Origin of the sequence: Spirillospora sp. NPDC049024 (assembly GCF_040649235.1) — a bacterium.
Classification (GTDB): Bacteria; Actinomycetota; Actinomycetes; order Streptosporangiales; family Streptosporangiaceae; genus Spirillospora.
The window spans coordinates 408476-423069 of sequence record NZ_JBEZFD010000003.1 but is presented as its reverse complement, the minus strand read 5'-3'; the positions used below and the strand labels follow the sequence as shown (position 1 = coordinate 423069).

Sequence of the window (14594 nt, the reverse complement as noted above, 5' to 3'; positions counted from 1 at the left end):
GCGGCGCGGAGCGGGCTGAGGAGCCCGCAGGCGGCGGGGGATCCGGGGGACGGCCGACGTTCGCCCGACCACGCCGCGCGAGAGAGACGGCGGTGAGATCCGCCGGGCGTCCGGGGTCCTGTCCCCTAACAAAGGACTCCTCTGTGGGTAGCCCTGTCAGGCGTCTTCTTCGAGCGCGCCTCACGACCATCCTGATCGTCTCCGGCGCCGCCGTCGCCGTCCTGGCCGCGGGCGCGTTCGCCCTGGCCGGGGGCGGCGGCACCGCCGAACCGGCATCGGCGGCGCAGACCGCGCCCCAGTCCGCCGACCCGCTGGCGGACCGTCCGCACGGCGAGCCGACCCGGGCCGGCCGGGGCCGGCCCCGCTCTCCGGAGCCGTCGCCTTCGAAGACTCCCAAGAAGAAGAAGTCGTCGAAGTCCGACAGCGAGGCCGCGAGCGTGGCGAAGCCCAAGAAGAAGAAGCAGTACAAGGTCGTCGACTCGGGTTCGTGCGAGGCCTCCTACTACTGGGAGGGCCAGATGACCGCGAGCGGCGAGGCCTTCGACCCGAGCGAGCTGACGGCCGCGCACAAGACGCTGCCGATGGGTTCGAAGGTCCGCGTGACCAACAAGAACAACGACCGTTCGGTCGTCGTCCGCATCAACGACCGCGGCCCGTACGCGGGCGGACGCTGCCTGGACCTGTCCAAGGCCGCGATGCAGAAGGTCGGCGGCACCGGGTCGGGTGTCATCCCCGTCCGCTACGAGGTCCTGTCCAAGGGCTGATCCCGTTGGTTCTCCACCCGCCCGGCGGGCGCCTCGGCGTGCCCGCCGGGCGGTCAGAACCCGTGGCCCAGCCCGGCGCCCGTCCGCTCGTCCCGGGCGTCCTCGGCGTCCTGCGCGCCGGACGTCCACGAACCGTGGCGGCGCGCCATCGGCTGCGTGTCGCCTTCCGCTTCGGCGGCCCCCGCACCGGCCCCGGGCCGTGCCGTCTCCGAGGCGGCGGCTCCGGGCGCCGCGGTGGCGAGCCGGTCGCGGAACCAGTCGGTGAGGACGCCGTCGACCCGGACGGCCTCGGTGATCGGCGGGCGGGGCTCGGTGCCCGGCTCGGCGGCGAGCGCGTGGGCCATCCGGAACGTGGTCGACTCCGCCCGGCCGCCGTGCCTGCGCAGCTCGTCGCGGAGCGCGGTGATCTCCCGTGCGGGGACGACGCGGTCCTTGGCGCCGCCGACGAGCAGGACCGGGGCGTCCCGTCCGGCGATGTCGGCGGCGAGCGAACCGAGGTCGAGCCGGTCGGCGAGCGCGACGGCGTGCTCCGACCACGCGCGCTCCCGGCCGGACCGCTTCTCCACCGCCCGCGCGGCCCGCGCCGGGGCGACGACGGGCGCCACGACCGCGGCGGTGCTCACCGGCACGGCGCCGCGCGCCGCCGCGAGCAGGGCGGCGGCCCCGCCCGCGCTGAAGCCTGCGAGGCCGACGGGACCGTCCGGGACGTCGAGGTCGCGGCGGATCTGCGCGAGCGCGTCCGGCAGCCGCTCGACGGCGTTCTCCACGGCCGCGCAGTACGCCTCGATGCTCTCGGTCTCCAGGATCGCGCCGGAGCCGAGGCCGCCGGGCGAGCGGCCCGGCAGGTCGAGGTAGACGCGCCACACCGGCACGCCCGTCATCGGGATCGCCGTGGCCAGCGCGCCCGCCGTCCGGGGCGGGTCGAAGCCGGGCCAGGCCACGATCAGCCGGGTCGCGCCGGACGGGACGGCGTCGACCGCGGTGGGGGGCAGCGCGACGTACGCGTCGCCTGCCGCGGTGCCGTGGACGGGGCGGTTCGTATGGTCGCCGCTCATATCGGTACGTCAGCTCCTGCGATGCTCGACGGGCCATGCCGGTCGTGCCGGACGGAGGCGGCGCCCCGCCCGGGTGACTCATGCTCGCAGCGGATGCCAGCCGACACGCCGCGAACCGCCGTACGTCGACCATGAGAGTGATGAACGCCTCACCTGAGGTAACCCGGATCAAGCGTGGCCGTCGGGCGTCCGGCGCCCATCTCGGCGGCGGCGCAGGTCAGGTCCCTGTGACCCGCGCCTCATGGCCGATCCGAGGGAACAAATCCGGCACCGGTCGCGTCCTAGTCGTACGTGGGCGTCGCGGGGGCGCGCCCTCACATACCCCCAAATTAGGAGTGCTGGTGGATAGGAAGCGCAGTGCAGCCGCCGCCGGACAGGCCTGGCATATCTACCGCGAGACGCTCGAACCCGACGCGCCCGGATTCTGGGAGCGGTTCCGCGCCGTCCCCAGGATGCTGAAGTCGGTCCTGCGGGGCCAGTACAAGGGGATGTCCTTCGGGACGCTCGGACTTCTCGCCCTGGGACTCGTCTACATCATCTCCCCGATCGACGCGGTCCCCGACGTCATCCCCATCGCCGGCATCGCCGACGACACCGGGCTGGCGCTCTGGCTGGCCTCCGTCCTGGTGAAGTCGGCGGGCGACTTCGTCACCTGGGAGCGCAGCGGGCGTCCCACCGTCATCGTCGGCGAGCCCGTCGACTGACGACCGCCTCACGTCTGGCCCCCGGACCACGGGTCCGGGGGCTGTCGCATGTGAGAGCGGCGTCAGGACGAGGCCGGGCCGAGCTCCTTGGCGAAACGGACGGCGGCGTCGCGCATGATGGGGACGACGTCCGGGACGGCCTCGCGCGTCATGCGTCCTGACGGGCCCGAGACCGAGATGGCCGTCAACGTGGGCGCGCCTTGCAGCGCCACCGCGACGCAGCGGACACCGATCTCCTGCTCCTCGTCGTCCAGCGCGTAGCCCTGGCGGCGGATCTGCTCCAGTTCCCTGAGCAGGGCGTCGGCGTCGGTGAAGGTGTTGGGCGTGTGCGCCTCCATGCCCGTCCTACCGAGGATCTCGCGGACCCGCTGGTCGGACAGCTGCGCCAGGAGGGCCTTCCCCACTCCCGTGCAATGCGGCTGGACGCGCCGTCCCACCTCGGTGAACATCCGCATCGAGTGCTTGGACGGCACCTGCGCGACGTACACCGCCTCGTCCCCCTCCAGGACCGCCATGTTGGCCGTCTCGCCGACCTCGTCCACCAGCCGGGACAGCACCGGCCGCGCCCACGTGCCGAGCAGGCGGCTCGCGCCCTCGCCCAGCCGGATGAGCCGCGGCCCGAGGGCGTAGCGCTTGGACGGCTCCTGCCGGACGTAGCCCTGGTTCACCAGCGTCCGCATCAGCCGGTAGATCGTCGGCATCGGCAGCCCGGAGGCCTCCGTCAGCTCCGACAGCGCCATCTCGCCGCCCGCGTCCGCCAGATGCTCCAGCAGATCGAACGCGCGCTCCAGCGACCGTACGGCCTCCGCCACGCCCGGCTCCTCTCCCTCGCGACCACCCGATTCTACGGAGGATCGATTTCGCTGTGCGAAAGAGGGTGTGTTGCCAGGATGAGGCATGTTACTCCGTTGAGCGACCGGGCAATAACCCTCTGTGCCCGACGCCTCGGCGTCGCCCCCCGGGCAGCCGTGAGGAGACCGCGAGGGGGAGCGAGTGCGAGAGGAGCGTCGAAGGGCCCGCTGGGGCGCGATCACGGTGAGCACTGCGCTGGCCGCGCCGCTCACCCTCATGAGCCCCGCCGCCCAGGCCGTGCCGGAGGCAGGCCCCTCGGGAGTCCGGTTGCTCATGGACACGACATCCGGCGGCGCCACGGCCCAGGGAACCGCCTACGCGCTGACCTTCACCATCCGAGTCCGCGCCGAGGGGGGCGTCGCGCGCGGGGTCGGTCTGAGTCTCACCGCCGACCGCTCCCTGTCTTGGACGAGCCTCTCGCCGGCCTGCTCGGAGACCGGTGTGGGCCTGCGCTGCGCTCTGGGTGATGTGGGGGCGGTGGGGCGTGACCGCAGCGGAACGGTCCGGTTCCCCGCCTCGATGGTGTCGGGGCCGTCCGCGAAGGCGCCGAGCATCCTCGCCGTGGTGGACGCCTCCAACGCCCCGCGCCGCTCGACCCGCGTGGTCTTCGACTACCCCGGCAAGGACGACTGCGCTGAAGACGAGACGTGCACGTCTGGCGGTCAGCCGAACACCAAATCCGAGACGAGCCCGAGCGAGGACATCCCGTCGCCTTGCGTGGAGAGCGGCATGCTGCCCTGCTCGGCGGCCCAACCACCCAGCACCAGGCCGATGCCGCCCCGGTCCAACGGGGATGGGCCTTCGCCATGCACAGCCGACAAGGCGGGCACCGGCGCGCAGTGGTGTTCGACCCGCACGCCGTCCGGTGGCGAGTCGGCTCACGGCGCCAAGCCGAGCCTGGGTTCACGTCCGGGGGCGGGCACCGCGCCGACCCCCGGTGTGAGGCCGCGTTCCGTGGGGCCGGGCGGCGCGTCCCTGCCGCCGTGCGTGGGAGGCAACACGACCGTGGGCGGATGGCCGTGCCCCACGACGTTCGGAGCCGAGCAGCCCCAACCCGCCGGCCCGCCCCAGAGCGTGAAGCCGCCTCACAGCGCCAAGCCGCCTCACAGCATGAAGCCGCCTCACGGCATGAAGCCGTCCCACGACGTCATGCCGCCTCACAGCACGAAGCCGAGCCATGGCGCGAAGCCGAGCCACGGTGTGAAGCCGGACCACGGCGTTAAGCCGCCTCACAGCGTCATGCCGCCTCACAACGTCATGCCGCCTCACAGCATGAAGCCGCCTCACAGCGTCATGCCGAGTCACGGCGCGAAGCCGAGCCATGGCAAGCCGAGTCATGGCGCCAAGCCGGACCACGGCGGTAAGGCGCCTCACAGTGCGGTGCCTCACCATGGCATGCCGTCTTCTGGCGCACAGCCGCCTCAGAGCCTCGTGCCCTCGCAGGGCACCGAGCCGAGCCAGAGCACGGAGCCGGGCGAGAGCACCACGCCGAGTCAGGGCACGGAGCCGTCTCAGGCTGTGCGGCCGCCCGACAACCTCATGCCTCCTCATCACGGGAAGCCGTCCTACGGCACGAAGCCGCCCTACAACGTGAAGCCGAGCGTCGGTGCGAAGCCGGGCGAGAGCAGCAAACCGAGCCATGGGGGCATGCCGAAGGCGGGCACTCAGCCTGACGGGAAGGGTGAACTGCCCGGCGGGCCTGACGTGAGCGCTCCCGGGGCGCCGTACGGACCCGGGCAGCCGAGCCCCGGGGCTCCGTTCCCTTCGAGTCTGCCCGGGCCGGTTCCGCCGGTGCCGTCGGCGCCGGTCGTCCTGCCGCCGGTGAAGCCGCCCGCGCAGCCGCAGGCGGCCGACGGCGACGATACGGCGCTGATGTCCCCGGCCGGTTTGAAAGAGGGGGACGGGACGGACTGGGCGGTCGTCCTCGGCATCGCCTTCGTGGCCGAGATCGGCCTTCTGTGGGGCGCCGCATGCATCGTGCTGAACCGGCGCAGGGCCGCCCTGAGCCGCGCCGAGGTCGGGGCAGACCAGGACAGAACGGGCTGACGCCGCCGGACCAGTCGGGACGAAGCGAACGGCTGCGCACCAGGCAGGCGCATCCGAATCGGTGGGCGAGTGTCCCGGTATCGCCCCGAAAAGGGGCAGGTGTCAGTAAGCTGACCGGCGACGGTAAACGCGGTCGTGACGGACAGGGGATCCGGTATGTCAGACGCGACGCTGCAGTGCCCGAAGTGCGAGTCGAAGCTCGACACCCACGAACGCCACGGAGTCGTGATCGAGGAATGCCCGGGATGCAAGGGCGTCTTTCTCGACCGCGGCGAGCTGGAGCAGCTCATCGACGCGGAGAGCCGCTACCTCGCCGCGCTTCCGGACGAGGTGAACCCGGACACGACCTACCAGGGACGGCACCGCCGGGGGATCATGCAGCAGATCTTCGCCGCCGACCGGTAGCCGCGGGCACGGTCGGTGACCGGGTGAACGCCCATGTGTGAAAGGGGATTTCCTCTTGTCACGGGGGTGACAAACCGGACTTTGGCGAATGTGACCGCGAGCTAATATCGCGCACTGACTACCATCCGGTAGCTTGACGATCATCGCCGGTCACCGGAGGCCTCCAGACGGAATCGTCCGGCAGGCGCGGCGCACCTCCGCCGGCGGCGTGCAACCCCCTTCACGGCATCGTCCACGGCCCCGTCCGGCCCGTCCCCTCGGGAGATGATCAATGGCATTGGGCTCGCTGCTTCCCGAACTCCTGCCCGGCGGCTCCGGCCGCACCCCGCTGATCGAGCGGGTCGCGCGGTGGGCGAGGGAGAAGCCGGACGCCCCGGCCTACACCTTCGTCGACTACTCGGCCGACCCGTCCGGCGCGCACCGCACGCTGAGCTGGGCCGAGACCGACCGGCGGGCGCGCGCCATGGCCGTGACGCTCCGGCAGGTCAGCGGGCCGGGGGAGCGCGCCGCGCTGCTGCTGCCGCAGACGCTCGAGTACATGATGACCATGCTCGGCGCCCTGTACTCGCACGTCATCGCGGTGCCGCTGTTCTCGCCCGACCTGCCGGGGCACGCCGACCGGCTGATCGGCGCCTACGCCGACGCCGAACCCGCGGTGATCGTCACGACGCGGAACGCGCTGCCGCACGTGGAGAAGTTCCTCGCCGACCACGACGTCCCGCAGCCGAAGGAGATCCTGTTCGCCGAGGAGGTCGACCTCTCCCTGGCGGACCGCTGGCAGGACGAGGCGATCGCGTTCGACGACATCGCCTACCTGCAGTACACGTCGGGTTCGACGCGCCGCCCCGCCGGAGTCGAGATCACCCACGGCAACGTGACGGCGAACGCCGCGCAGCTGTGGGCCGGGTGGGCGCCCGAGAAGCCGAACCCCGAACTGGTGAGCTGGCTGCCGCTGTTCCACGACATGGGGCTCATCGCGACGATGGCGCTGCCGCTGGTGCGCGGCGACCACGCCATCTACACCGACCCCGTCTCGTTCATCATGAACCCGATGCGGTGGCTCCAGCTCATCGCGGAGCGCCCCGGGAAGAACGTCTACACCGCGGGGCCGAACTTCGCCTACGAGTACGTCGCGTCCATGGCCGCGCCGGAGAAGATCGCCGACCTGGACCTGTCCGGGCTGACGACCTGCCTGAACGGCGCGGAGCCGATCCGCACCTCCACGCTGTCGATGTTCGCCGACGCGCTGGCGCCGGCCGGGCTGCGGCCGGGCGCGCAGGCGCCGGGCTACGGGCTGGCCGAGGCGACCGTGTTCGTCACCGCCGCCGCCGAGGACGTCCCGCCGAAGATCATCTCCGTGGACCGGGAGGCGCTCACCCAGGGCGACCTGCGGCTCCGCGAGGACGGTGCGGAGGGGACGAGCGAGCTGGTCTCCTGCGGCCGCCCGTGCGGGCAGATCGTCGCGATCGTCGACCCCGAGGCGCGCGTCGAGCAGCCGGACGGGCGGGTCGGCGAGATCTGGGTCCACGGCCCCAACACGGCGCCCGGCTACTGGCGCAACTCCGAGCGGAGCCAGGACACGTTCGGCGGCGAGCTGGCCGAGCCCGGGGACCTGCCGTCCGGGCCCTGGATGAAGACCGGTGACTACGGGGTCGTCCACGAGGGCGAGCTCTACGTGACCGGCCGCATCAAGGACCTCATCATCGTGGACGGCCGCAACCACTACCCGCAGGACATCGAGGTCACCGCGCAGGAGGCGCACCCGGCGATCCGCCCCGACCACGTGGCCGCGTTCGCGCTCACCGGGGAGGAGACCGAGCGGCTGGTGGTCGTCGCCGAGCGCAACCGGCGCGTCCCCCTCGGACGGCTCGACGTGGACGAGGTGGAGTCCGCGGTCCGCGCGGCCGTCAACGTCGAGCACGAGATGAGCGTCCACGACTTCGTGTTGATCGAACCGGGTGGCGTGTCGCGCACCTCCAGCGGGAAAATCGCACGGGCCGCGACCCGGCAGCGCTACCTTGACGGCGCCCTGGCGACCACGGCGGCCCGCCTGGCGTCTCGCAAGTAACGACGGACACCGGCCGCGCGGGGGCAAGGAAGCCCCCGGGCGGCCGTGCTGAAACAGGAGGATCATGCTTTCGGGGCTGGGGCGTCTCATCCACCGGCGACGCTGGGCCAGCCTTGTCCTGATCCTGGTCATGACCGGGGTGGCGGGCGCCTGGGGGCTCGGCGTCTTCGCCAAGTTCAAGGAGGGCGGCTTCGAGGACCCCGACGCGTCCTCGACGCTCGTCGCCAAGCTGGGCGCGACCTACTTCGGCAGCACCAACCCCGACGTCCTCGTCCTGTATTCGAGCGACACCATGACGGTGGACGACCCGCGCTTCGAGGCGAGCGTCGTCACCACCGTCGCGCGGCTGCCCAAGGCCCAGGTCGAGGAGATCGTCTCCTACTGGTCGTTCAACGGCGAGGCCGCGCACTCGTTCGCCTCCCACGACCGGCACTCGACGTTCGTCGCGGTCAAGCTGAAGGGCAAGGAGAGCGCGGACAAGACCGAGAACTACCACCTCGTCAAGGACCGCTTGGCCGCGCCGGGGCTCGACGTCCGGTACGGCGGCAGCGTCCCGCTGGGCGAGGAGTTCGGCAAGCAGGTCGTGTCCGACATCGTCCGCGCGGAGACCATCACCGCGCTGCCGCTGCTCATCCTGCTCATCATCCTGTTCGGCGCGCTGACGGCCTCGTTCCTGCCCCTCGCCGTGGCCGTCTTCTCGATGATCGGCGGACTGGCCGTCCTGCACGTGGTGACGTACGCGGCCGACGTGACGTCCTTCGCCCTGGAAGTCGTCACGATGATGGGCGTCGGCCTGGCGATCGACTACTCGCTGTTCATCATCAGCCGGTTCCGTGAGGAACTGCAGCGCGGCATGGCCGCGCAAGGGCTGCCGGCCGGCAAACCGTGGAAACGTGAACGCGACAAGGCGGCGCGCAAGGCCGCCAAGAAGGAATACCGGACGGCGCTCAAGCCGCTCCGTGAGGCAGCCCTGTCCGCCACCATGGCGACCGCCGGCCGCACCATCATGGTCAGCGGCATCACCGTCTCGGCGGCCCTCGCGGGGCTCCTGCTCTTCCCGCAGATGTTCCTCCGGACGATCGGGCTCGCCGGCATAGCCACCGTCATGGTCGCCGTGTTCGGAGCCACGGTCCTGCTGCCGACGCTCCTGGCGCTCCTTGGGCCGCGCGTCGAGGGTGGGCAGATGCCGTGGCGGCGTCCCACGTCCAAGCGCGCGCGGCGAAACCCCGAGAGCGGCTTCTGGTACCGGCTCGGCAAGAGCGTGATGAAGCACCCGCTCCCGTACTTCGCGATCGTGCTCGTCATCCTGGGCGTGATGTTCGTGCCGTTCCTGAACGTCCAGTTCGGCAGCGTCGACGCCCGCGTCCTGCCCAAGGACAGCACCACCCGCGCCGTGGTGGAGACCGTCAAGAAGGACTTCCCGAACGGGTCCGCCGAGCCCATCGACGTGGTGGTCTCCGGCGACCTCATCCCGCGCGACTGGACGCCGTCCGGCAAGGGCGACCCCATCCCGCCCTACCTGGAGCAGTTCAGGAAGCAGCTCGCGGCCCTCCCGGGCGTCACCGAGGCCCAGTTCACCGGCTACTCCGGCTCGTACGGGGGCGTCCGGATCTCCGTGACGCACAAGTACGAGCCGATGGACCAGCACGCCCAGGACCTCGTCACCAAGATCCGCGGGATGAGCCTGTCCAAGGACGGCTACCCGATGCACATCGACGTCGGCGGCAGCACCGCCGCGCAGATGGACCTCATGTCGAGCCTGATGAGGTCCCTGCCGAAGATGGCGCTCGTCGTCGGGGTCGCCACGTTCGTCCTGCTGTTCATGTTCTTCGGCTCGATCGTCCTGCCGCTGAAGGCCATCGTCATGAACGTCCTGTCGATCGGCGCCTCGTTCGGCGCGATCGTGTGGGGCTTCCAGTACGGGCACCTCGCCGGCGTGCTGGACTTCACCCCGACCGGCGGCGTCGAGGCCACCAGCATGATCCTCATCCTGGCGGTCGTGTTCGGCCTGTCCATGGACTACGAGGTCTTCCTGCTGAGCCGTATCCGCGAGGAATGGGACCTCACGCACGACAACCGCGTCGCCGTCGCGTCCGGCATGCAGCACACCGGCGGCATCATCACCAGCGCGGCGCTGCTGTTCCTCCTCGTCATCGCCGCGTTCAGCATGGCCGGAATCACCGTCGTGAAGCTCATCGGCGTCGGCATGTTCGTGGCCGTCGTCGTGGACGCGGCCCTCGTCCGCTCCCTCCTCGTCCCCGCCACGATGCGCTTCATGGGCGCGGCCAACTGGTGGCTGCCGGGCTTCCTCGCCGGCCTGCACTCCCGAATGGACCTCCGCGAACGCGCCGCCTTGGCCCCGGTCGGCGCCGCCGTGGCCCCACCGCGCCTCCCGGACGAGCAGCCCTACCCCTACGCCATCAACTGGGCGGAGACCTCGCCCGCCTCCGCCGCTTCCCGGGAAGGGCCCGCGGGTGCGGCACCGAGCGGGCCGCGCCCCGACGCGGTCCGGCCGATGCCGGAGCCGCCTCGCCCGCGCCGGGGCACCGAGCCGTCCGGCGCTTCGCCGAGCCGTCCGGGCCCGCCGCCCGCGGACGTACCGCCCGCCCGGCCGCGAATGGACGCGAACGCCGCGTTCCAGTCCGCTCCGCAGCCGAGCGCGCCCGAGGCCCCGGAGCTCGTCTTCCGGACGGCTCGGGACGGCGCCGAACCCGGCGGGGCGCCGCGGTCCGACGGGGCACAGCAGTCCAACGGGGCACCGTGGACGCCCTGGGCGGACGGCCCGCCCCGACCGGCACCGCGCCCCGCCCCGCGCACCCGGCGCGTGATCGTCCCCAACCCGGACGGCTCAGGCTGGCACTGGGGCGAAGAACCCGACGACTGAGACCCGCTCCGGCGGCCGCTCAGAGCAGGGAGTCGATGATCTCCTGGGCTCGGGCGACGCCGTCCTCGGCGCGGATGCGGTGGCCCAGGCCGGTCGCCCGGTCGGCCATCTCCTCGTCCCGGACGGCGCGGCGGATCTTCGAGGCGAGCCGGGGCACGGTCAGCGCGCGGAACGGCAGCGGGGCGGGCCCCGCCCCCAGCGCCGCGACCCGCTCTCCCCAGTACGGCTGGTCGCCGAAGAACGGGCACACCACGGTCGGCACGCCCGCCCGCAGCCCCGCCGCCGTCGTGCCGGCGCCCCCGTGGTGCACGACCGCCGCCATGCGGGGGAACAGCCACGAGTGCGGTACGTCCTGGACGGCGAACACGTCCTCGTCCGACGTCGCCGGGTCGCCCTGCACGATGCCCCGCACTCCGGCGAGCTTCAGGGCCGCCCGTACCGCCATGGCGGTCATCTCGGCGTCCTTCGGCACCATGCTCCCGAACCCGACGTACACCGGGGCGGGCCCCGCGGCGAGGAACTCCGCCAGCTCCGCGGGAGGCTCCCACTCGGGTTCGTCGAGGAACCAGTAGCCCGTCAGGTGCACATTGGAGGCCCAGTCGCGGGGCCTCGGCACCACCACCGGACTGAAGCACGCCAGCACCGGACCGCCCTCGGCCCGACGGCCCCGCAGAGGCAGCCGGGGCAGTCCCAGCGCCTCGTCCCGCCACGGGTTGATGAACGGGCGCGACAGCTGCCACGCGATCTGGTCGACCGCCAGGAAGCTGGCCCGGTTCGCCCACGGTCCGAGCATGCGCGCCTGCGGAACGAACGGGTGGGGGAACGCCCCGGTCGGCTCGCTCGGCTGGAAATGAATCAATGCCCACGGAACACCGAGATGTTCACCAATGTGTTGCGGAAGGAAACCCAGCGTGGGCCCCAGGATCAGTTCCGCGTCCTTACAGGCGTCCGAACACTCCGCCAGCAGCCGCTCGGCCATCGGCCCGAGGATGCGCCGGAAGCCGCGCAGGAACTTCACCGGATTGCGCCCGCCGGCGAGCAACTCCTGACCGGCGTCGGATTCGAGGATCTCGGTCGGATCCGACGTCAGCGGCGCGAGCTCCAGCCCCGCCGCGACGACCATCGGCGCGTACCGCGCACTCGCGACGAGGCGCACCTCGTCCCCCCGCGCCCGCAGCGCCCGCCCCAGCGCCACGCAGGGCTGGATGTCCCCGCGCGACCCCGCCGCGAAGATCACGATCCGGCTCACGCTGCCTCCTACCAGGCGTCGTTACGCGGGACGATGGGAGGCTGCTCCACCGGCTCCTCCTCGGGCACATATGGCTGGTACCAGCCCTCCGGCGGCGCGGGCCGGCCATCGGGGGTCCCCTCCGCGGCCTCGGCGGCCGCCCCGGATCCGCTCGGCGAACCCTCCGGCTCCTCGGCGGCTTCCGAAGCGTCCGCGGGCGGATCCTCGGTCACCTGCCCGGGGGCGGCATGATCCCCTGGGCGGCCGCGCAGCGACGCGTCGCCGTTCTCGTCCGGCTCGTCCACAGCACCTCCGTTGTCGGACGCGCCGTCGCCCAGCGTCGCCCCTTCATCAGCCGCCGGAGGACGTCCAGCGTCCCCGGGGGTCGGGCCCCTGTCGGGGGCGTGCAATTCCTCCGGGACGTGATTCTGGAGGGCCGCCTCCTCGCCGCCCGGAGCCCGTGCTGCCTCCGCGATCTCAAGCGCATCCTGCGGATTCGGGCTGAGCGGCGCTTCGGCTTCCTCGGTCTCGGTGGCAGTCGGCGACCAAGGGGTGGCGGCGTCCTCGCCCGGGGGCGTCTCGGTCACCGAGTGCGGGACCTGCTCGGGGCCCGGTACGAGGAGGTCGTCGCGGGTGCCGCGCGAGTCTTGGAACGATGCCGCGCCACCCTGCGAAGGGCTGCCCGTGGAGAGGGGGGACGAGTGCGTCCCGGCGTCCTCCCCGATCGCGGGCGTGCCGGAGACGTCGGGAGCGCCGCTCGGTGGTGGGGCGGGGTGGGTGCTTGCAGAGGCGTTGCCCGATGGCGGGGTGTGGCCTGGCGGGCCGGGGGACGTGGAATCCGCAGCGGGCCAGTCCTTCCACGGGTTCGCGGTGGGCGGCGGCGGCCAGGGGGCCTCGGTGGTCCAGGTGTAGGTGTCGTCCTCGGACTTCGGGTCGGTGTCGGTCCACCAGTGGGGGCCCGGTGCGGCGGCGGGCACGGGGTCGTCCTCCCAGGTGAGGGGGAGCGGGAGCGGCTCGTTGGGCGGGGCGGCGACGGCGATCGGGGCGGCCAGGACGGGGACCGGGTCGCGGGGCGTCGCGGCCGGGGCGGAGGAGGTGGAAGGGGCGGAGCGCCGGGGCGGCGGGTCGACGAGGGGCGCGGACTTGCCGTGCTTCGGGCCCAGCCAGCCGCGGCGGCTCGGGAGGGTGAGGCCGCTGATCAGGCCGCCGATGAGGACGAGGACGGCGCCGAGGATGAGGCCGGAGGCGGTGCCGCTGCGGAACGTCTCCAGTTCGGCGGCGCTCGCGCCCTCCTCGGGGACGTGGTGGATGAGGAGGCCGACGATGGCGATGCCGAAGGCGCCCGAGGCCTCGCGGATGACGTTGATGACGCCGCTCGCGACGCCCGCCTGCTGCTCCGGCACGGCCTTCAGGACGTACATGACGAGCGGCATGCCCATCGCGGCGCCGACGCCGACGATCATGACGCCGGGCATGAGGTCGGCGTAGCCGTCGCCCTGCTGGATCGTGGAGAACAGGAACATGCCGAAGGCCATGAGGGCGAGGCCGCCGCCGATGGCGGGCCGGGGGCCGAGCTTGGCGGCCAGCCAGAACGCGACCGGCGTCATGACCATGATGGCGATGGACGGCGGCAGCATCACCAGCCCGGCCTGGGGCGGGGAGAAGCCGAGGAAGCGCTGCAGGAACGTCGCCGAGTAGAAGATCATCCCGTTGAAGCCGATGCCGTAGAGCATCTGGGACAGCAGGCCGCCGGCGAAGACCCGGTTGCGGAAGAACCGCAGGTTGATCATCGGGTCGGGGGCCCAGCTCTCCACCAGGACGAAGCAGGCGAGGGCGATGACCGCGAGCGCGAAGACGCTGAGGACGGACGGGTCGGCCCAGCCGTGCTTGTTCCCCGACTCCAGCCCGTAGGTGAAGGCGAACAGCATCGTGGCGGAGATGAGCACGCCGGGCAGGTCGACGCGGGCGTCGCGGTTCTCGCCCTTGCCGGTGAGGACGACCATGCCGAGCAGGATGACCAGGATGCCGGGCACGATGTTGATCAGGAAGATCCAGCCCCAGCTCCACTGCTGGACGATGAAGCCGCCGATGGTCGGGCCGAGGGCGGTGGCGCTGGAGCCGGCGCCGACCCAGACGATCGTGCCGAGGGAGCGCTGCTTGTCGGTGCGCCCGACGGTGACCATGACCTGCGTGGCGGGGAGGGCGAGGGCGGCGCCCGCGCCCTGCGCGACGCGGGCCAGGATGAGGGTCGCCGAGTCGGGGGCGAGGCCGCAGACGGCGGACGCGGCGGTGAAGACGACCATCCCGGAGACGAAGGTGACGCGGCAGCCGTAGACGTCGGTGAGCCGCCCGCCCGCCACCATCAGGCAGGAGAACATCAGGATGTAGCCGGTGGCGACCCAGTCCTTGGCCGAGTTGGACATGTCGAGGTCGCTCATGATGGTGGGCAGCGCGTTCGCGACCACCGTGTTGTCCATGGTGATCATGAATGCGCTGACGGCCACCACCGCCAGCGCCCACCGGTATCGGCCGCGGGTCAACAGTCCGTACGGCGTGAACTCCCGCACCGACCGCGGAAATCCGCCGCT

General features: G+C 72.2%; 11 protein-coding genes. 6 read left to right on the top strand and 5 right to left on the bottom strand.

From position 1 onward, the window contains the following. Positions 1–143: 143 nt before the first annotated feature. Positions 144–764: a septal ring lytic transglycosylase RlpA family protein gene (locus AB0C21_RS07525; protein ID WP_500203214.1), complete on the top strand. Its 621-nt coding sequence runs from the start codon at positions 144–146 to the stop codon at positions 762–764. Positions 765–817: 53 nt separating this feature from the next. Here AB0C21_RS07525 and AB0C21_RS07520 read toward each other — a convergent pair whose 3' ends face one another. Beyond that, entirely contained in the window at positions 818–1819 is a 1002-nt protein-coding gene (locus AB0C21_RS07520) for a dienelactone hydrolase family protein (protein ID WP_500203213.1), read from the bottom strand. A 341-nt stretch (positions 1820–2160) separates the two neighbouring features. Between AB0C21_RS07520 and AB0C21_RS07515 the strand changes: the two genes are divergently transcribed. Beyond that, complete coding sequence (locus AB0C21_RS07515) at positions 2161–2523, top strand: YkvA family protein (RefSeq protein WP_500203212.1); 363 nt, start codon at positions 2161–2163, stop codon at positions 2521–2523. A 62-nt stretch (positions 2524–2585) separates the two neighbouring features. On the opposite strand, the gene AB0C21_RS07510 is transcribed toward AB0C21_RS07515, so the two are convergent. Both AB0C21_RS07510 and AB0C21_RS07505 read right to left on the bottom strand, forming a co-directional pair. Next, the gene (locus tag AB0C21_RS07510) at positions 2586–3335 is read right to left on the bottom strand and encodes an IclR family transcriptional regulator (protein ID WP_500203211.1); all 750 of its coding nucleotides are present in this window, start codon (positions 3333–3335) and stop codon (positions 2586–2588) included. A gap of 702 nt (positions 3336–4037) precedes the next feature. Continuing rightward, positions 4038–4232, bottom strand: a complete 195-nt coding sequence (locus AB0C21_RS07505) for a hypothetical protein (RefSeq protein ID WP_500203210.1) — start codon at positions 4230–4232, stop codon at positions 4038–4040. Positions 4233–5166: 934 nt separating this feature from the next. Here AB0C21_RS07505 and AB0C21_RS07500 point away from each other — a divergent pair. From AB0C21_RS07500 to AB0C21_RS07485, 4 genes are all read left to right on the top strand, one after another. Further along, on the top strand, positions 5167–5421 hold the full coding sequence (locus AB0C21_RS07500; RefSeq protein WP_500203209.1) for a hypothetical protein: 255 nt from the start codon (positions 5167–5169) through the stop codon (positions 5419–5421). A 156-nt stretch (positions 5422–5577) separates the two neighbouring features. Then, the gene (locus tag AB0C21_RS07495; protein WP_149260073.1) at positions 5578–5826 is read left to right on the top strand and encodes a TFIIB-type zinc ribbon-containing protein; all 249 of its coding nucleotides are present in this window, start codon (positions 5578–5580) and stop codon (positions 5824–5826) included. A gap of 271 nt (positions 5827–6097) precedes the next feature. Beyond that, positions 6098–7894 carry a fatty acyl-AMP ligase gene (locus AB0C21_RS07490; protein WP_500203208.1) on the top strand — a complete coding sequence of 599 codons (1797 nt, stop codon included), beginning with the start codon at positions 6098–6100 and terminating at the stop codon, positions 7892–7894. A gap of 64 nt (positions 7895–7958) precedes the next feature. Then, the gene (locus tag AB0C21_RS07485) at positions 7959–10778 is read left to right on the top strand and encodes an MMPL family transporter (RefSeq protein ID WP_500203207.1); all 2820 of its coding nucleotides are present in this window, start codon (positions 7959–7961) and stop codon (positions 10776–10778) included. A gap of 19 nt (positions 10779–10797) precedes the next feature. On the opposite strand, the gene AB0C21_RS07480 is transcribed toward AB0C21_RS07485, so the two are convergent. Then, on the bottom strand, positions 10798–12027 hold the full coding sequence (locus AB0C21_RS07480; RefSeq protein ID WP_500203206.1) for a glycosyltransferase: 1230 nt from the start codon (positions 12025–12027) through the stop codon (positions 10798–10800). A gap of 8 nt (positions 12028–12035) precedes the next feature. Then, positions 12036–14546 carry an MFS transporter gene (locus AB0C21_RS07475; protein WP_500203205.1) on the bottom strand — a complete coding sequence of 837 codons (2511 nt, stop codon included), beginning with the start codon at positions 14544–14546 and terminating at the stop codon, positions 12036–12038. Between the last annotated feature and the right edge of the window lie 48 nt (positions 14547–14594).

Coding starts and splice junctions, on each gene's coding strand:
- AB0C21_RS07495 (WP_149260073.1), top strand. CDS start 5,578: ATGTCAGACGCGACGCTGCAGTGCCCGAAGTGCGAGTCGAAGCTCGAC.
- AB0C21_RS07490 (WP_500203208.1), top strand. CDS start 6,098: ATGGCATTGGGCTCGCTGCTTCCCGAACTCCTGCCCGGCGGCTCCGGC.
- AB0C21_RS07520 (WP_500203213.1), bottom strand. CDS start 1,819: ATGAGCGGCGACCATACGAACCGCCCCGTCCACGGCACCGCGGCAGGC.
- AB0C21_RS07485 (WP_500203207.1), top strand. CDS start 7,959: ATGCTTTCGGGGCTGGGGCGTCTCATCCACCGGCGACGCTGGGCCAGC.